Source organism: Bacillus sp. SKDU12, from assembly GCF_010093085.1.
Lineage (GTDB): Bacteria > Bacillota > Bacilli > Bacillales > Bacillaceae > Bacillus > Bacillus mexicanus.
Window position 1 is genome coordinate 13,755 of sequence record NZ_MSRC01000022.1, and the last position, 19,108, is coordinate 32,862.

A 19,108-nucleotide genomic window follows, 5' to 3' on the forward strand; every position below is an offset into this window, starting at 1 on the left:
AAAATGCACAAAAGCCTCAGCAGAGCTGAGGCTTTTGTTTTTTACTCTTCTTCCGTTCCCGGTTTTTTCTTGCGGAACTTCGCCAATATTTCGTATACGATTGGCACGATTAAGAGCGTCAGAAGCGTCGAACTGATTAAACCGCCGATAACCGTTACACCGAGTCCTTTTGAAATGACTTGGCTTCCGCCTTCGAAGCCGAGTGCTAATGGAATCAAGGCGCCGATTGTCGCGATGGCTGTCATCAGAATTGGGCGGAGTCGTGTAGAGCCGGCTTCCAAGAGCGCTTCTCTCGTAGACAGTCCTTCCGCTTCCTTATGGATGACGCGGTCAATTAAGACAATGGCATTCGTGACAACGATACCGATCAGCATGAGCATCCCGATCATGGCGTTCAGACTGATCGTTTCACCTGATACATAAAGTCCGACCAGGGCGCCGATGACTGTGAACGGCAATGAGAACAGAATCGCAAATGGTGCTAGTGCTCCGCCGAATGTAACCACGAGCACAAGGTAAACAATCGCAATTGCTGCAAGCATCGCTAAACCGAGCTTTTTGAAGGAATCAGCGATATCTGCTGATACCCCGCCTGTATCGATCGATACGTTATCAGGAAGGTTAAGCTTATCAATTTTCTTCTGGACACCAGCTGATACAGCTGTAACGTTGTCTGTTGTTACTTCACCTGTAACATCGGCATAGACTTTCCCGTCACGTTTTGACACTGTGTCTGATGTTGAGCCTTCTTTCACTTTGGCAACATCGCCGATTTTGACTTCCTGGCCTGTCGCAGAAGTGATTTTTTTGTTCTCTAAATCTTTTACACTCTTATACTCGTCTTTTTCCGTCTTAATGTTTACATTAAGCTCTTTGCCGTCTTTTTTCACGGTTGTGAGCGGTTCTTGTGATGTTTGTGTCATTAAGGCTTGAGAAATTTGAGACGCGGTTAAACCGAGTTTGCTTAATTTTTCTTGGTCAGCGACAAATGTGTACTCATCATATGTGCTGGAAAGGCCTGAATGTACGTTTTTCAGATCCTTTTCATCTTTCATGATTTTTTCAATGTCTTTGACCGTATCTTTAATGTCATTTTCTGAATCGCCATACACATAGTATGTTAGCTCATTGTTATTGCCTGAAGAACTAAAGTTCTGTGACTTCCATTCTCCGCGGTCAGATTGTTTTTGGATGATCTTCAGCACGTTGTCTTTTTCTTTATCAAAATCAGGCGTGTCGCTTTCATATTTGATATAGAATAGCGCACCGTTTGAATTTCCTCCGGCAAGCGGACTTCCAGAGCCTAATGAATACTGAACCGTATCGACATGCTTGCGGTCAAGCAGAGCTTTTTCCGCTTTTGCAGCTTCATCTTCGGCTTCTTTTTTTGTTTCTCCAGGTTCTGGACTGTACGTGAGCTGCAGCGTTTTTTCTTCTTGGGACGGCAAGTAGCTGGCACCGATTAACGGTACGAGGAACAAGCTTCCAAGGAGCATCAGAACCGCGATAATAGATGTGATCCATTTATGGCTCAGCGCCCAGCTCAATACGCTTTTATAAATGTTTGCAAGTTTGCCTGGCTTGTGTTCTTTCGCTTTGACCGGCGCCCCTGTTAATGATTTTTTGAACAGGCTGTGCGCCAGCATCGGCACAAGCGTGATCGAAATGAATAAGGATGCGGCAAGCGCAAAAACGATCGTCAAAGCAAATGGAATAAACAATTCGCCAATTTGTCCGCCTACTAGCGCGAGCGGCAGGAATACTGCGATTGTTACGATTGTGGAAGACATGATTGGTTTAAACATTTCCTTCGTCGCTTCACGAACCAGAGCTTTTCCACGAAGCGGCTCGTCCTTGAGTCTCATGCGGCGGTAAATGTTCTCAATCACAACAATAGAGTCATCGACAACCCGTCCAATCGCAACAGTCATCGCACCGAGTGTCATGATATTCAGTGTGATGTCAAGCTGCTGCAGCACAAGAAGTGCAATCAGCAATGATAATGGAATAGAAATAATCGAAATTAATGTTGATTTGATATCTCTTAAGAATAAGAGAATAATCACGATTGCAAAAATAGCACCGAAGATGGCTTTGCTTAACATTGTTTCAACTGACTGTGTGATTGGCTCTGCCATATCGAGTGTGGAGCTGTAATCGAAGCCTTTATGGTCTTCTTTAAACTGCTTCAGCTCATTTTTGACATTGTCAGCAACCTCGACGGTATTCGCATCGTTTGCTTTGACGATGTTGATGCCGATGCTGTCTTTGCCATTTGTGCGTGAAACAGATTCAGCTTTTTTTACATCTTTAATCGATGCAATGTCAGAAAGCTTAACCGTCGGCACGTCTGTGCTTACGCTTTGCTGCGCCTGTGCTGCTTGTGCACTCTGCGCCGCCGCTTGAGATGCTGCACCTGAAGCAGATGCCGTCGGGATTCTCATATTCTTCAAATCTTTAATCGTTTCAATATCGCCGCTGACGACGACCGATTTTTCACTATTTCCAAATGTGTATAATCCAAGAGGAGTTGTCACATCTGAACCTTGAATCACTTGCTTCACTGTATCTTTATCAAGGCCGTATTCTTTCAGTTTGTCTTCTTTATAAGAGAACTCAACCTCTTCAACCTGCTGGCCTGATACTTGAACTGAGGCAACGCCTTCTATGCCTTTAAGCTTCGTCACAAGGCTGTCCTCGACTTTTTTCGTCAGCTCTTGCAGATTGTCTTTATCGCTGGACACGCTGAGCGTCAGAATCGGGAAAGAGTTTAAACTGTAGCGTGAAATTTCCGGATCCTTCGCGTCATCAGGCAGTTTGGCATTTTCTAATGCTTCAGCCGCTTCTGTTTTGGCTTTGTCCATATCTTTTTCATAGTCATATTCAATCATGACTGACGATGCGTTTTCATAAGAGGTCGAAGTCACAACATTGACCCCGTCCAAATTCTGCACCGCTTGTTCAACCGGTTTGCTCACCTCATCAGCTACTTGGCTAGGCGTCGCACCTGGATATGTCGTGCTGATCGTCAAGTAAGGCATGTTCACGTCAGGAATGGATTCTTGCTTCATATTCATACCCGCATACAAGCCGGCTGCCGTTACGATAATCGTCATCAGCCATACTGCGAATTTGTTTTTCAGTACGAAATTAATAACGTGATTCATCATATCCTCCATTATATTTTTTATTGACTGACTGGTCATTCTATATAATACTAAACTTAATAACGCAACAGCGTCAACTCATATACCAGAAAATTTTACTAAATTTTTCAACGATTAAGGGGTAGCACGTCATGAATGAAAAGAAAGAGAGAATCATAAAAACCAGCATTCATTTGTTTGCGAAAAAAGGATTTGGTTCTACGACGATCCAAGAAATTGTCAGTGAATGCGGCATCTCTAAGGGCGCTTTTTATTTGCACTTCAAATCGAAAGACGAGCTGCTGTTATCCGCTTGTGAATATTACATCGGCATGTCTATGAAAAAGATGAAAAATATAAAAGAAGTGCTAGCCGGAAAACCGCCTAGAGAAGTGCTGAAAAAGCAAATTGGCGCTCAATTTGAAGATTTTAGCGATCATAAAGATTTTATCGTTCTTTTGCTTACCGAAAATATCATACCGGAGAATCAAGAAATCAAACAATACTTTTATAAAATCACTGCGGAAACGGATAAACTGTACCGGAACGCCCTGCTGGCATCTTATGGCGAAAGAATGGAGCGGTATGTCGCTGACCTTTCTATCATGGCAAGGGGCATTGTGCATTCCTATATGAATGTGATGGTATTCAACGGAGATTTCAGCATTGATGCAGAAGAAATCTCAGCCTTTATCATTGAGAGACTCGATGATCTTGTACAGGGGCTGAGCCGTTCAGCCCTCCCTCCAATTTTGCCCAAAGACATTTTCAGCCCGATGCCTGCGGGGAAAGACCAGCTGCTTGCGGATATTCAGAAAGTGAAAGAAAACAAGACGCTGCCCGAGGATATTATCGTATCGCTGGATGTCATCGAAGAAGAAATTGCTCAGGATCAACCGCGCAAGCCGATTATTAAAGGCTTGCTGTCTAACTTAACCGGAACTCATATCGAAGAAGTTGAAAAACTTCGGGCTTCCATTTCTATTTTCATCTCAATTTGACCACAAAAAAGCAGCCCCCTCTTTATAGAGGCGGGCTGCTTTTTGATTAGCGTTTTTTTATTTCTTCAAGCAGGATTTTGTTGACCATCGGCGGGTTGGCTTGTCCTTTGGACGCTTTCATAATCTGTCCGACAAGGAAGCCGATCGCGCGGTCTTTCCCGTTTTTAAAGTCTTCGATTGATTGAGGGTTGTTGTCAAGCGCTTCTGTAACAAGCTTCAGCAGCACGCCCTCGTCAGAAATTTGAACGAGGCCTTTTTCTTTCACAATCTTCTCAGCGTCGCCGCCTTTTTCAATCAATTCTTTAAAGACTTTCTTGGCGATCTTAGAGGAAATGGTTCCTTTTTCAATCAAATTGATCATGCCGGCAAGGCCTTCAGGTGTGAGGGCAACGTCCGCAAGCTCTTTTTGCTCAGCGTTCAGATAAGCTGACACTTCACCCATGAGCCAGTTAGACGCTTGTTTGGCTTCAGCGCCTTTTTGAACAGTTTCTTCGAAGAAATCAGCCATTTCTTTTGTCAGGGTCAGAACCATCGCATCATATGCAGGCAAGCCAAGCTCTTCGATATAACGCTTGCGTCGCTCATCCGGAAGCTCAGGAATGCTTGCTTTTACGCGCTCCTTCCATTCGTCATCAATGTAGAGCTCGACAAGGTCTGGCTCCGGGAAGTAACGGTAGTCGTCAGATCCCTCTTTGACACGCATGAGAATGGTTTTCTTCGTCGCTTCGTCGTAACGGCGCGTTTCCTGCTGAATCAAGCCGCCGGAAAGAAGAACCTGCTCCTGACGTTTTTCTTCATGCTCAAGGCCTTTTTGAACAAACGCAAAGGAGTTCAAGTTTTTCAATTCTGTTTTTGTGCCGAATTCCTCTTGGCCAATCGGACGAAGAGAAATATTGGCGTCACAGCGAAGTGAACCTTCTTCCATTTTACAGTCGGAAACGCCTGTATATTGGATGATAGACTTCAGCTTTTCAAGATACGCATACGCTTCTTCCGGCGTGCGGATATCCGGCTCAGATACGATCTCAACAAGCGGTGTTCCTTGACGGTTGAAGTCAACAAGAGAATAGCCATCGCCTGTATGTGTCAGTTTTCCGGCATCTTCTTCAAGGTGAAGACGTGTGATGCCGATGCGTTTTGTTTTTCCGCCGACTTCAATTTCAATCCAACCATTTTCGCCGATTGGCTTATCAAATTGAGAAATCTGATACGCTTTCGGGTTATCTGGGTAGAAATAGTTTTTGCGGTCAAACTTCGTATCTGTTGCGATCTCACAGTTGAGCGCCATAGCCGCTTTCATTGCGAATTCAACAGCTTCTTTGTTCAGAACAGGCAGGACGCCCGGATATCCGAGGTCAACTACGCTTGTCTGCGTGTTCGCCTCCGCGCCGAATGGCGTTGGAGAGCTTGAGAAAATTTTTGATTTTGTTTTTAACTCGACGTGGACTTCAAGTCCGATTACCGTTTCAAAGTTCAATTCTTTTCACCCCTTACAGTTCAGGTTTTGCTTTATGATGGTCTGTCGCTTGTTCAAATGCATGAGCAACACGGTATACAGTGCTTTCATCAAAATGTTTTCCGATGATTTGCAGGCCGAGCGGAAGTCCGTCTGCTAATCCGCACGGTACGCTGATGCCCGGTACGCCCGCAAGGTTGACTGGAATTGTTAAGATATCGTTTGCGTACATTGTGAGCGGATCTTTCGTGTTTTCACCGATTTTAAATGCAGGTGTCGGGGTAGTAGGTCCGACAATAACATCGTATTTCTCAAAAACGTCTTCGAAATCTTTCTTAATCAGCGTACGCACCTTTTGCGCTTTTTTGTAGTACGCATCGTAGTAGCCTGAGCTTAAAGCGAACGTTCCGAGCATGATGCGGCGTTTGACTTCATCGCCGAAGCCTTCTGAACGTGTTTGCTTATAAAGGTCGATCAGGTTGTCCGCGTTGTCTGTACGGTAACCGTAGCGAATGCCGTCAAAGCGTGCAAGGTTGGCTGACGCTTCAGAAGATGACAGCAGGTAATATGTCGCTAACGCATATTTGCTGTGCGGAAGAGATACTTCTTCCCATGTAGCGCCGAGGCCTTCAAGAACTTTCAGGGCAGCAAGTACAGATTCTCTCGCTTCTTTGCCGACACCTTCACCGAGGTATTCTTTCGGTACAGCGATTTTCAATCCTTTGATGTCGCCAGTTAATGAAGAAAGAAAATCAGGAACGTCCACATTTGCACTCGTAGCGTCCATTTTGTCAACGCCAGAAATCGCTTGAAGCAAAAACGCGTTGTCCTCAACTGTACGCGTAATCGGCCCGATTTGGTCTAATGAAGACGCAAATGCGACCAGTCCGTAACGGGAAACGCGTCCGTATGTAGGCTTTAATCCGACAACACCGCAGAAAGATGCCGGCTGACGGATGGAACCGCCTGTGTCAGATCCAAGTGAAAACGGAACTTCTCCCGCAGCAACCGCAGCCGCTGAACCGCCGCTTGAACCGCCGGGAACTGTCTCTAAGTTCCATGGGTTTTTCGTCAGCTTGTACGCTGAGTTTTCAGTAGATGATCCCATGGCGAATTCATCCATGTTCAATTTCCCGATTGTGACCGCTTCAGCGTCTTGAAGGCGCTGAACAACAGTAGCGTCGTAGATCGGATCAAAGTTTTCGAGAATTTTGCTGGAGCATGTTGTGCGCAGCCCTTTTGTTACGATATTATCTTTTACGCCAATCGGCATACCGAAAAGAAGGCCGTGCTCAGAACGGCTGTCAACCGCCTCATCAAGCTCCTTCGCGTATGCGCGCGCTTTTTCTTCATCTAATGCCAAAAAGGCTTGCACCTTATCATCAACTGCTTGGATGCGTTTATAAGATTCATCAACCAGATCAGAAATCTTAATCTCTTTTTTATGTATGAGCTGTTTTAATTCTGTGATTTTACGATCAAATAATGACATTCTTGTGTCCCTCCTTTAGTCCAAAATTGATGGCACACGAATATAGCCGTCTTTATGGTCAGGCGCATTTTTCATGACATCCTCAACCGGAAGACCTTTACCCGCTTCATCTTCTCTCATGACATTTTTCATTTTCAGCACGTGAGTTGTAGGCTCCACATTGTCTGTGTTAACCTCGTTAAGCTCCTCGGCAAAGGAAATGATGCTGTCAAGCTGTTCAGTAAACATTTTTGCTTCTTCGTCAGTAATTGCAAGTCTCGCAAGGTGCGCAACGTGCTTTACTTCTTCTATTGAAATTCGTGACATATGATCCACCTCCACATATTTCTCCGTTAAGTCATATAATACTGATCATATCAAAAACAAGCCCTCTAAAGCAACAAAACGCCTTGGGACTGGCTTGTGATTCCGAGATAATACCCTATTTATTTTATACTAAAATGAGGCAAAGGAGAAACAAAATAATTTTCTGAAAATTTTTACTTTTGTTATTTTTTGAAAGCGTTTTATTCTCTGTTCCCTTCTAGGTTTGCAACAGTATTTTCCTCGGAATATCCAAGTTTCATCGCTTGAATGGACGGGAATACTTTGTTAGGTTAAGTTAACAAGTGCACCTGCACAGCGAATGATTGTAAGGTTTGCACTTGCGCCAGGATGCTTAACTGGCACCATCAATTTGAGAGGTGATGCAACATTATTAGTGAAAAGAGGGTAAAACGTGAGTATTGAAATTATTATATCATTAGGAATTTACTTTTCTGCCATGCTGTTAATCGGCTGGTACTCATTTAAGAAAACAACTGACATCAATGATTACATGCTTGGAGGTAGAGGTCTCGGGCCATTTGTAACTGCTTTGTCTGCCGGAGCGGCGGATATGAGCGGATGGATGCTGATGGGAATACCAGGCGCAATGTTTGCGACAGGCTTGTCGACATTATGGCTTGCACTCGGTTTAACAATCGGCGCGTATTCGAACTATCTTCTATTGGCGCCCCGTCTTAGAGCTTATACGGAAGCGGCGGATGACGCGATTACGATTCCCGATTTCTTTGATAAACGATTCCAGCATTCTTCATCAGTGCTGAAAATTGTATCAGCTTTAATCATTATGATCTTTTTCACACTGTATACTTCTTCTGGTATGGTATCAGGCGGAAGATTATTTGAATCTGCTTTTGGAGCCGATTATACACTTGGACTTCTGCTGACTACAGGTATTGTTGTGTTGTATACACTATTTGGCGGTTTCCTTGCTGTCAGTTTGACTGATTTTGTACAGGGTGCGATCATGTTTGTAGCACTAGTGCTTGTGCCGATCGTTGCTTTTACCCAGCTGGGCGGCGTTTCTCCTGCTTTACATGAGATTACAGCTGTAGACCCAAAGCTATTGGATATATTTAAAGGCGCGAGCGTCATTAGCATTATTTCCTATTTGGCCTGGGGCTTAGGCTACTACGGCCAGCCTCATATCATCGTCCGTTTTATGGCGATTAAGCATATCAAGGATTTAAAACCTGCACGCAGAATCGGCATGAGCTGGATGATCATCTCTATTCTAGGTTCAACCGTAACAGGTTTAGTCGGTGTGGCTTACGCGCATAAATTCGGAGTTGCTATAAGTGATCCTGAAACGATTTTCATTATTTTTTCTAAAATTTTGTTCCACCCATTGATTACGGGATTTTTGCTGTCTGCTATTTTAGCAGCCATTATGAGTTCGATCTCTTCTCAGCTTCTGGTAACAGCGAGCGCGATGATCGAGGATTTATATCGGACATTTTTCAGAAGGGAAGCATCGGATAAAGAATTGGTCTTGGCCGGTCGGCTGTCAGTCTTAATGATCGCAGTTATTGCGGTTCTGATGTCCTTGAATCCAAGCAGCACGATTCTTGATCTGGTTGGTTATGCATGGGCCGGATTCGGTTCTGCTTTTGGGCCTGCTATTCTTCTGAGCCTGTATTGGAAACGAATGACTGAATGGGGCGCCCTTTCAGCCATGATTGTCGGAGCTGCCACAGTATTAATTTGGATTACAACTGGCTTAGCTGACTCCACAGGTATCTATGAAATGATTCCAGGATTTTTCCTGAGTATGATTGCGGGTGTTATCGGAAGCTTGATCACAAAACGTCCTGCAAAAGCCTCTTACCGATTGTTCGGTGTCATGGAAAAACTGTTATTAAAACGCAAAAAGTAATCAAAAAGCCATCAAGCACCGCTTGGTGGCTTTTATGCTCTTGTTTTGCTATAAATACTGTGAGAAAATCATATTTATTTAAAAACACCTTAGAGAAGGGGGGAATTTGCTGTTGAGCTGGTATATTGATCCTGATATTTTATTAAAATTGGCCATTGCTACTTTGATTGGCATGGTCATTGGGCTGGAGCGTGAATTAAAAAATAAACCGCTCGGATTAAAAACCTGTATCGTTATCGCCGTCAGCTCATGCATGCTGACGATCGTCAGTATAAATGCGGCATATCATTTCCCTAAATACTATCGCATCATGATGGACCCGCTGCGTCTGCCGGCACAAATCATTTCCGGCGTCGGCTTTATCGGAGCCGGTGTCATTTTGCGAAAAAGCAATGATGTCATTTCCGGCTTGACGACATCAGCTATGATCTGGGGAGCAGCGGGGCTTGGGCTGGCAACGGGAGCCGGATTTTATAAAGAAGCATTTGCCAGTCTTCTGTTCATCCTGATCAGTGTGGAATTTCTGCCATGGGCAGTCAGAAAGATCGGTCCGGACCGCCTGCAGGAAAAAGACATCCGCATCAGAATGTCGCTTTCTGATAAAGACAAAATGACAGAGATTTTAAAAGAAATGAAAAGAAGAGATATCAAAACACACTCTGTCCGGATCGACGACCTCGGCGAAAAGGAATTCCCAATTATGGAAGTGAAGGTCCGCGTCCATAAAAACAGGTACACGACCGATGTCTACTATGATATTAAAGACATTGAAGGCGTAGTCGGCGTTAAATGTGATACATTATAAAAGCCAATGGGACATTGAATCCCATTGGCTTTTTTATCTACATCAGTGCGGAAAAATCAAATGCTGTAATCGGTGTGCCATTTTCTATATCTCGTCTGAAGCCGGCGAGCATTTCTTTTTCCTCTTCTCCTATTGTGTTAAGGTCAAACATCTGATGCAGCAATCCGTAAATCAGCATATGGCGAAGGCGCAGAAAATCAGGTATCCTTCTCAGCCACGCGGGATCCAGATCATTTTTCTCCCAGTATCCTTTCATGAAATGCGTCATAAATTCCTCTGTAAATGCAGCTTTATTTTCATAAGGCACAACAGGATACCAAAGCACATTGTAGAGGAGTATGCTGATATCATTAATGAACCAATTGTAGCCAATATCATCAAAATCAAATGCTGTGATTTTGCCATGATCCCAATGAAAATTGCCATGATGCAAATCCGCATGCACCAAACCATAGCTGTCCCGATTTTTCGGAAGACGCCGCAGTTCATTCATCAGCAAATCGGCTTGCTGAAACACCTTTGTCTGATCTTCAGGCACATACTTTCTCAGCTTTAACTGCTCCTCTTCATCCCATTCCTGTCTTTTAAAAGCGGGATTGCTCAGTTTGTAGCTTTTTGTCAGGTTGTGCATCTCACCTGTGTATTTGCCAAGCTCATAAAATAGCATTTCATTCCAGTCCGATTCATCCACTTTTTGCCCTGGCGCTTTCTCATAGATTCTCAATAAAAAGAAACCGCCATTTCCGTCCGGCACCTCTTCAACATCTTTTCCGCTCAGCGATGGTAGCGATTTCGCAACCGAAAGCCCGCCTTCTGCAAGGTGACGGAGCCAATCCATTTCTCCCCTCATATCATTTGAAGTTCTTCGAATGGTATGGGTAATCTTTAAAATATAAGATTGATGATCTTTCATACATTCATATACGTAGTTTTCCGCATCTGCCAGAAAACGCATCTGACTCTTTCGGAAACCATATCTCACTGCCGCCTCTGCCAAAACCTGATCTTCATGAAATATTTTTTTAATTTCTTTATGCACGTTTTTCTAACTCCCTTTCTTTTGCTATTGATTTGATACCCATTGTTTTCACACGAATTCCAGCATCAACATACCTCCCCTTTGATTTGTGCTTCGGCGGAAGCGAAAACATATTTCCTTATCCTGCTAATTATAACACAAAAAACCCCTCGGGCCTTATAGGCACAAGGGGGTTGCTTTGTTGATCATTCATAAATGTGAACAGTTGGCTCTTTATCTCCGGCATTGCGAATAATAACCGCTTCCTGTCCGTCCGAGGACGTGATATTGACTTCAACATCAATCGAGCCCTTGGAGTAGTAGTCCATCACTTCTCCCGTTAAGAACTGGGTGAATGCGACGACTTCACTTTTTCCGTAAAATTGCATTGGAATGCTAATTTTCATTTTTTTCATATCATCATTTTCATATAGCGCTGTACCGACAACGCCTGTATAGTTCGGGAAATATTCTTCAATTGAATTTTTGAACCGCTTGAAGACTTCTGAGTCATCCGGGTATTTTTCTGCTGTCGTTGCGTCAGCCGGATAAAATACGTATTTTTCTTTGATGTCATCCCAATTTGGAATATCCGCGGAGCCTGCCTTCACTTCTGTTTTAGCGATGAAATTCCCCGGAACAATTGATGTTTTTGACGCCTGCTTGTAGAGCGCGACAGTGATCGGCACATTCTTCAAGTTATCTTTTTTACGGAGGCGGTTAATGACCTCTTGTGCAATTTTTTCGCCCTGCTCGCGAAGCGTGCTGTCCTTAATTTCCACTTCTTTTTGAGGATCGCCCGTTTTCTCACGATAGTAATACACGGAGTTTAACGCAAGACCGATCATCACGCCGCCAAGCTGGATGGAATTTTTGTCTTTTCTGACTAAATAATCGTGTTCCAGCATGGACGCTAAATAAACCGGGCTGTTTTCGTTCTTTTCTTCTGTGGAACCGGAGCTTGGAAGCGCTGGGTTCAAGCCTTCATTTTTAAAGTTTTGATCATCTTTTTGGGCTTTTTTCAGATCAGATCCTGTTTTTTTCCGTGCCAGCCAGCTTAACACTGTATCTTCATCTAAATATTGCCCTTCTTGGAATAGATAATCGTCAGTCGAGAACGAATCTTGGGCAAGACGCATCAGCCCTGTTTCAAACTCATCAATGTCCAATCTTGTATTCAGCTGTTCCGTTGTTAAGCCGCGCGCTTTTCCCGCCTTAAACGGCAGCACCATTTTGTAATAGGAGTCAGAGATATTATATTTCGGGACAATCGCTTTTTCTGACGATTTCGGTGTCTTTTGCGTGATCTCTTCCTCCTTATCCCCCCCAAAACCTGACGAGCAGGCAGACAGCATTAACACTGCCGCCGTTGCCGCCATTGCCAACGTCTTTTTCAATAGAAAACACTCCTCTTATTTCTTTAGCTCTTCCATTAATTGCGCTTCATTCCACACTTCAATGTTCAGCTCTTGTGCTTTTGCCAGCTTGCTTCCCGCCGCTTCTCCGGCGATGACCAAGTCTGTGTTTTTGCTGACGCTGCCTGTCATCTTGCCGCCGAGCGCTTCGATTTGCGCCTTGGCATCGTTTCTTGACAGTTGTTCCAGCTTTCCTGTCAATACAATAGTTTTACCCGCAAAGTAAGAATCGCTGTCCTCAGCTTTCACTTTTTTCGGGCCTTTGTAGTGTGTGTTTACGCCCAGCTCCTGAAGTTCGTCCAGGAGTTCAAGCATTTCTTCTTTATGAAAATAAGTGATGACCGCATCAGCCATTTTTTCACCGATTTCATCGACCGCAAGGAGCTCCTCTTTTGAAGCTTTTTTCAGATTCTCCAAGCTCTCAAAATGCATGGCAAGCGTCTTTGCGGCTTTTGAACCGATAAAGCGGATGCCAAGTCCGAACAGCAAGCGCTCTAACGAATTCTCTTTTGATTTTTGAATGGAGCTGATCAGGTTTTCAGTTGACTTTTCTCCCATGCGTTCGAGCTGGATAACCCGTTCCTTCGTCAGCTTATACAAATCCGCCACATTGCGGACAAGGTTCTCCTCAAACAGCTGTGTGATCACTCGTTCGCCGAGTCCGTCAATGTTCATGGCATTTCGGGAAACAAAATGAATCAGCCCTTCCCGAATTTGCGCAGGGCATTCAGGGTTAATACAGCGGAGCGCCACTTCTCCTTCGATGCGGACGAGTTCGCTACCGCATTCAGGGCACTCCGTCGGCATGCTGAATTCTTTTTCTTCTCCTGTGCGCTGTTCAATGAGGACATTCACGACTTCCGGAATGATATCGCCCGCTTTTTTAATAACGACCTTATCCAAAATCCGAATGTCCTTCTCTTTAATTAAATCTTCGTTATGAAGGGATGCTCTTGAGACCGTTGTGCCGGCAACTTTTACCGGCTCCAAAATTGCGGTTGGCGTAATCACACCGGTTCTGCCGACATTTAATTCAATATCGAGAAGCTTTGTCACGACCTCTTCAGCAGGAAATTTATACGCGATGGCCCAACGCGGGCTTTTCGCCGTATAACCAAGCTCCTCCTGCTGATCAAGAGAATCGACTTTAATGACGATGCCGTCAATTTCATACGGAAGGTCAGCTCGCTTCTCCTGAAATTCATCGACCAGCGCAATCACTTCTTCTATGCTGCTGCATTTTTTTCGTTCCTGGTTCGTTTTAAATCCGATTTCGTCGAGAAAATCAAGCCCCTGGCTTTGCGTCTCCACACCCATCTCGTCAAGCTCCGCTATACTGTAGACGAAGATATCGAGGTTTCGTTTCGCCGCAATTTTCGGATCGAGCTGTCTGAGTGATCCCGCAGCTGCATTTCGCGGATTGGCAAACGGTTCTTCTTCGTTTTTGATCCGTTCCTCATTGAGCGCTTCAAACGAACGCTTCGGCATATATGCCTCGCCGCGCACTTCGATTGACAGATCACGTTTCATTTTGAGCGGTATATTCCGGATCGTCTTCAAATTCTCCGTAATATCCTCTCCTGTCGTTCCGTCACCTCTTGTGGCACCTCTGACAAAATAGCCGTCTTCATAACGGAGAGAAACAGCAAGACCGTCTATTTTCAGCTCCACATTATACGCCACGTCGTCGCCGACCGCCTGGCGCACCCGGCGGTCGAAATCACGAAGATCATCCGCATTAAAAGCGTTGCCTAAGCTGAGCATCGGCGTGCCGTGAGTGACCTTCTGAAACGCTTCAAGCACAGCCCCGCCGACACGCTGTGTAGGAGAGTCGGGCGTCCTGAGGTCTGGATGCTTCTCCTCAATCGCAATCAGCTCCTGCATCAATCTGTCGTATTCGGCATCAGGGACGCTCGGTTCATCTAAGGTGTAATATTCATAGCTATACTTGTTGATCGTGCGGCGCAGTTCGTCTGTCCGCTGCTTCGCTGTTTCTTTGTCCATCTGCTTCTTCCTTTCCTCTTCAATCACTGCTTTTCAATAGGAGCAAACGCTGCTAACAGGCGTTTCACACCGACAGGGCTCGGAAAAGCAATATCAAGCTCCGTTCCTTCTCCTTCGCCTTTTACGCTGACGACAGTTCCTGTGCCCCATTTTTTATGGCCGGCCTTATCTCCGACTGCCCAGTTTAAGGTGTCGCCGCCTGTTTTGCTGGCGTAGGATACCGGCCGTGAAACAGGGCCGCGTCTCGGCTGCATTTTTCTCGCAGACGGCGCTCTTGTTTCTTTTTTCTCATTTAGGTTTTCCAATAAGTCATCCGGTATTTCAGCAATAAAGCGAGATTCCGGGTTCATGTTTGTTCGGCCAAATAAGGTCCGCATTTTGGCGTTAGTCAGATAAAGCTCCTGCTCCGCTCTTGTAATGCCGACGTAAGCAAGGCGGCGTTCTTCTTCCATTTCGGCTTCTTCCATTAATGAACGGCTGTGCGGGAAGACGCCTTCTTCAAGCCCCATCAAGAAAACAACCGGGAATTCAAGCCCTTTTGCGGCATGCAGGGTCATCAAGGTGACTGCATCCTTTCCTCCTGACTCTTCCTCCTTCTGGTCGAGCTGATCAATATCTGCGATCAGCGCCAAGTCTGTCAGGAACGCAACAAGTGTCTTGTCTTCACTTTTCTGTTCAAAGTTTTTCGTAACAGACAGGAACTCGTCAATGTTTTCTAAACGGCTTTGGGCCTCGATTGATTTCTCAGTCTTGAGCATTTCCCTGTATTCCGTTTTATCAAGAATTTCTTCTGTCAGCTCTGTAATGGATAAGTAATCCTGCATATTGGTCAGGTTCTCAACCATTTGTCTGAAGCTGTCGAGCGCGTTGGCCGCTTTGGCGCTGACCCCGATAAAATCGACCTGCTGAATCGCTTGGAAAAAGGACAAGCCATTCATCGCCGCATACGAAGCTATTTTTTCAAGTGATGTCGCACCGACTCCGCGTTTCGGGACATTAACAATACGCGTAAAACTGATATCGTCATCCGGATTGGATACGAGGCGCAGGTATGCGAGGATGTCTTTGATTTCTTTTCTGTCATAGAACTTTGTGCCGCCGACAATGTTATAGTTCAAGCCAGATTTGAGAAGCGTTTCCTCAATCACACGGGACTGTGCATTTGTCCGGTACAAAATGGCGATCTCTGACAGCTTCCGCTTACCTGAGCTGTAAAGCTGATGGATTTTCCCCGCTACAAACTGTCCTTCGCCAAACTCATTATCTCCGCGGTAGTAGGAAATTTTGATGCCATCATCATTTTCCGTCCACAAATTTTTTGGTTTGCGGTTTGAGTTGTTTTTGATAACCTCGTTCGCCGCGCGCAAAATCCGTTTCGTCGAACGGTAATTTTGTTCAAGCAAAATCACGCTGGCGTTTGGATAATCTTTTTCAAAAGAAAGGATATTGGCGATATCCGCGCCGCGCCATCTATAAATCGACTGATCAGAGTCCCCGACCACGCAAAGGTTCTGGAAACGTTCTGCAAGCTGCTTTACGAGCATGTATTGGGCTCTGTTCGTATCCTGATACTCGTCGACGTGGATGTACTGGAATTTACGCTGATAAAATTCAAGCACTTCCGGCACACGGTCAAACAGTTTAATTGTCGTCATAATCAAATCATCAAAATCGAGCGATTGGTTTTTCAAAAGCTTCTTCTGATAATCAGTATACACATCGCTGACTACCTGATCATAGTAGCCGCCGGCAACTTTAGAGAATTCCTCTGGTTCGGTCAATTCGTTTTTCGCACTGCTGATCGTGCCGAGGATGCTTCTTGGGTCAAACTTCTTCGGGTCAAGATTGCGCTCCTTCAAAATCCCCTTAATCACTGAAAGCTGATCAGCTGTATCAAGGATGGAGAAATTGCGGTTGATCCCGATCCGGTCGATATCTCTGCGCAAAATTCGCACGCACATGCTGTGGAATGTGGAAATCCAAATATCGTCCGCACCAGGTCCGAGAATGCTTTCCACACGTTCTTTCATTTCGCGTGCCGCTTTATTGGTAAATGTGATCGCCAGAATGTTCCACGGCGCCACATGCTTTTCCGCCATTAAATAAGCGATTCTGTGTGTCAGGACACGCGTCTTTCCGCTTCCCGCTCCCGCCATCAGCAAGAGAGGGCCGTCCGTTGTTTTGACTGCCTCCTGCTGAACGGGGTTTAATCCGCTTAGTAATTGATTGCTAATATAATTCAAAATTTGTTCACCCGCCTATACAAAACATATGTTCTATCATAAACCAAATCCGTACAATTTACTACTCGCCTTTCACCGCTGCTACCGTTTTCAAAGCCCTGTCAAAATCTTCATATACCGCATTGCCCACAACGATCACGTCTGCATGTTCTGCATATTGCTTTGCCGTTTCCGCATCCTTGATGCCGCCGCCGTAAAACAAGGTGGACGTTTCCAATACAGATTTCGTTTTCTTCACGGCTTCTATGTCGCCAAGCATACCGCTGTATTCCAAATAAAAAATCGGAAGATGCAATAGCTCAGATACACGCGCATAAGCGGCGATATCGTCAATACTCAGCTCCGCATCCGCTTCAGTCAGTGCTGCCGCTTTGCAATCAGGATTTGCGATACAGTAGCCTTCCGCTACGATTTCTTCCATTGACAACAGTTCTCCGTATTCCTTCATTGCTTTCTGATGCATACCGACAATCCAGTCCGCGTTCTTACTATTTAATACACTCGGAATAAAATATAAGTCAAAGCCGGGAACGATCGCTTCAATTGCTGACACCTCAAGGACACACGGCACTAAAAACCGTCTTACCTTAGACATCATCTGCAGGACATTATCCTCTGTCACACCATCGCTTCCGCCAATAATGACTGCATCCGTTCCTGATTCACAAAGAATCTCCAGCTGTTCATCAGGCAAATCTTTATTTGGATCGAGTTTAAAGACATGCTTCCACTCCGTTACATCGTACACGTCATACGTTCCTCCATTCATTTGTTACCATTTAAACATTATAACAAATTCACATAGCGCGGAAAAACGGAAAAAGCCGTTAATCTCGTTATTCACTGAAAAAGGTGTTTTGATTCTTTTTTCATAAAAAAAGAGAGATCCAGCAAGCCTTCAATAGCTCTAAGATTCAGACAAAAGATTCCTTGCTTATGAAATGAAAAACAGGAGGAAGACGTCGCATAAAAAAACCGCCCTTGCCGGCGGCAGGGCGGTTCTTTTTTATTTTGAAGAAGATTCTGTTTCCGTCCCCTTCACACGGTCAAGCGCCATTTCATAAGCGTCATTTCCGTAATTTAAACAGCGTTTCACACGGGAAATTGTAGCCGTGGAAGCGCCTGTTTCTGTTTCAATCTTATGATACGTGTTTCCTTCGCGAAGCATGCGCGCCACTTCAAGGCGCTGAGCCAGCGATTGAATTTCGTTAATTGTGCAAAGATCATCGAAGAACCGGTAACATTCCTCCAGGTCTTTCAGCGATAAGATTGAGTTGAATAACTGGTCCAGCTCTTTGCCGCGTAATTTATCGATTTGCATCGTTACACACCTTCTCCTTTACGTAATAGAAGCCGCATCGAGATCAGGCACGATATTAATCCAAGTCTTTCCTGGCACAAACGGCAGCCATTTGCCGTCTTTCACCGGCACAATTCTTCCGTTTACTTGTTTCCAGTCTGTTTCAATAACGCTGCCGCACTGAAACAACAGACCTTTCCCGCCTGATTCCAGGTCGATGTCGCGTCTTCCATCTTGATCAATAGTATGATGGCTGGCTTCAACAATGAAAATATTCTGCATTGCAACCGGCTTTCCGGTTTCCCGGTCTGTCGTTATGACACCATCAGAGCTTCTTATATAAGATTCAGCTTTTTTATCATAGTTGTATTCGACAAGATTTGTAATGTTCTTTGTTCCATAATCTACCCGAACATTGTAAGATACATTTGCAGGTTTTGCTTCTGATGTTTGAAACAGCAGCGGATCTGTTTTCCGCTTCAGCTCGTATCCCTTTTGCTTCGCCGCCTTTTTTATATTCTCATAAGACGTGTAGGAATTGTGGGGCGGTTTGCTGAAATCAGCTCTCCAAAATAAGCTTCCGTCAAAATCCAATCCATTCATATAATCGGCAGCTCCGGATTCCAGCTGCTCTTTGGCGCCGGGACTCCAGCCATGGTGGACAAATATGCTGTCAAAGCCATTGCTGAGAGTGACGAAATATTCCCGCGCGCTCCGCACCGGTCCGACAGTTTCAGGCATCTGGCTTTGAAAAATGGCCAAGAATCGTGTAATTTGCCCCTCGGCAAGCGCTTCTATGACAATGTCGGCTTTAGACAGCCCTGATTGCGGCCTTGCCTTCAAGTGATTGTTCACCACAACAGCAACAGGCCGGCGTTCAATTACCTTCTGTTCAGTCTCCAGTCCCGTCAAAGGAGCTTTCAGCTTCTTTTCAGCATCCGGAAGAGCATCCTTCTGCTGACAGGATACAAGCAGAAAAAACACAAAACATAGCACGCAACCTGCCATCCATTTCTTCATTTGTCGGC

12 protein-coding genes and 2 pseudogenes are annotated in these 19,108 nt (G+C 44.9%); 3 read left to right on the forward strand and 11 right to left on the reverse strand.

Features of this window, described 5'->3' with window-relative positions; genetic code table 11:
* Positions 1-41: 41 nt before the first annotated feature.
* Complete coding sequence (gene srfP, locus BTW01_RS17445; protein WP_162104243.1) at positions 42-3,167, reverse strand: surfactin resistance protein SrfP; 3,126 nt, start codon at positions 3,165-3,167, stop codon at positions 42-44.
* Positions 3,168-3,298: 131 nt separating this feature from the next.
* Here srfP and BTW01_RS17450 point away from each other — a divergent pair.
* Positions 3,299-4,175: pseudogene (locus tag BTW01_RS17450) on the forward strand (TetR/AcrR family transcriptional regulator).
* 18 nt (positions 4,176-4,193) lie between these two features.
* Here BTW01_RS17450 and gatB read toward each other — a convergent pair.
* The 3 genes from gatB to gatC are packed head-to-tail and all read right to left on the reverse strand — an operon-like array spanning position 4,194 to position 7,401.
* Positions 4,194-5,624, reverse strand: a complete 1,431-nt coding sequence (gene gatB / locus BTW01_RS17455; protein ID WP_162104245.1) for an Asp-tRNA(Asn)/Glu-tRNA(Gln) amidotransferase subunit GatB — start codon at positions 5,622-5,624, stop codon at positions 4,194-4,196.
* Positions 5,625-5,637: 13 nt separating this feature from the next.
* A complete protein-coding gene (gatA, locus tag BTW01_RS17460; RefSeq protein ID WP_162104246.1) occupies positions 5,638-7,095 on the reverse strand; it encodes an Asp-tRNA(Asn)/Glu-tRNA(Gln) amidotransferase subunit GatA in 1,458 nt (485 codons plus the stop codon).
* Positions 7,096-7,110: 15 nt separating this feature from the next.
* A complete protein-coding gene (gene gatC, locus BTW01_RS17465; protein ID WP_024715828.1) occupies positions 7,111-7,401 on the reverse strand; it encodes an Asp-tRNA(Asn)/Glu-tRNA(Gln) amidotransferase subunit GatC in 291 nt (96 codons plus the stop codon).
* A gap of 412 nt (positions 7,402-7,813) precedes the next feature.
* Between gatC and putP the strand changes: the two genes are divergently transcribed.
* Positions 7,814-9,295, forward strand: coding sequence for a sodium/proline symporter PutP (putP, locus tag BTW01_RS17470; RefSeq protein WP_162104247.1), 1,482 nt, complete (start codon positions 7,814-7,816; stop codon positions 9,293-9,295).
* A gap of 106 nt (positions 9,296-9,401) precedes the next feature.
* Positions 9,402-10,100, forward strand: coding sequence for an MgtC/SapB family protein (locus BTW01_RS17475; RefSeq protein WP_162104248.1), 699 nt, complete (start codon positions 9,402-9,404; stop codon positions 10,098-10,100).
* A 37-nt stretch (positions 10,101-10,137) separates the two neighbouring features.
* On the opposite strand, the gene BTW01_RS17480 is transcribed toward BTW01_RS17475, so the two are convergent.
* The 7 genes and pseudogenes from BTW01_RS17480 to BTW01_RS17510 all read right to left on the reverse strand — a co-directional run bounded on the left by BTW01_RS17480 (position 10,138) and on the right by BTW01_RS17510 (position 19,100).
* Positions 10,138-11,139, reverse strand: a complete 1,002-nt coding sequence (locus BTW01_RS17480) for a phosphotransferase enzyme family protein (RefSeq protein ID WP_162104249.1) — start codon at positions 11,137-11,139, stop codon at positions 10,138-10,140.
* Between the two features lie 185 nt (positions 11,140-11,324).
* Positions 11,325-12,515 (reverse strand): CamS family sex pheromone protein, encoded by a 1,191-nt coding sequence (locus tag BTW01_RS17485; protein WP_162104250.1) that lies wholly within the window; start codon positions 12,513-12,515, stop codon positions 11,325-11,327.
* 15 nt (positions 12,516-12,530) lie between these two features.
* On the reverse strand, positions 12,531-14,537 hold the full coding sequence (gene ligA / locus BTW01_RS17490; protein ID WP_162104251.1) for an NAD-dependent DNA ligase LigA: 2,007 nt from the start codon (positions 14,535-14,537) through the stop codon (positions 12,531-12,533).
* Between the two features lie 23 nt (positions 14,538-14,560).
* Entirely contained in the window at positions 14,561-16,780 is a 2,220-nt protein-coding gene (gene pcrA, locus BTW01_RS17495; protein WP_162104252.1) for a DNA helicase PcrA, read from the reverse strand.
* Positions 16,781-16,841: 61 nt separating this feature from the next.
* Positions 16,842-17,528: a heptaprenylglyceryl phosphate synthase gene (locus BTW01_RS17500; RefSeq protein WP_162104253.1), complete on the reverse strand. Its 687-nt coding sequence runs from the start codon at positions 17,526-17,528 to the stop codon at positions 16,842-16,844.
* Positions 17,529-17,786: 258 nt separating this feature from the next.
* On the reverse strand, positions 17,787-18,101 hold the full coding sequence (locus tag BTW01_RS17505; RefSeq protein ID WP_162104254.1) for a YerC/YecD family TrpR-related protein: 315 nt from the start codon (positions 18,099-18,101) through the stop codon (positions 17,787-17,789).
* Between the two features lie 2 nt (positions 18,102-18,103).
* Positions 18,104-19,100: pseudogene (locus BTW01_RS17510) on the reverse strand (DUF3048 domain-containing protein).
* Between the last annotated feature and the right edge of the window lie 8 nt (positions 19,101-19,108).

Bases quoted from the DNA above. Each gene is read 5' to 3' on its own strand.
- gatA (WP_162104246.1), bottom strand. From the start codon at position 7,095: ATGTCATTATTTGATCGTAAAATCACAGAATTAAAACAGCTCATACAT.
- ligA (WP_162104251.1), bottom strand. From the start codon at position 14,537: ATGGACAAAGAAACAGCGAAGCAGCGGACAGACGAACTGCGCCGCACG.
- BTW01_RS17505 (WP_162104254.1), bottom strand. From the start codon at position 18,101: ATGCAAATCGATAAATTACGCGGCAAAGAGCTGGACCAGTTATTCAAC.
- gatC (WP_024715828.1), bottom strand. From the start codon at position 7,401: ATGTCACGAATTTCAATAGAAGAAGTAAAGCACGTTGCGCACCTTGCG.
- srfP (WP_162104243.1), bottom strand. From the start codon at position 3,167: ATGAATCACGTTATTAATTTCGTACTGAAAAACAAATTCGCAGTATGG.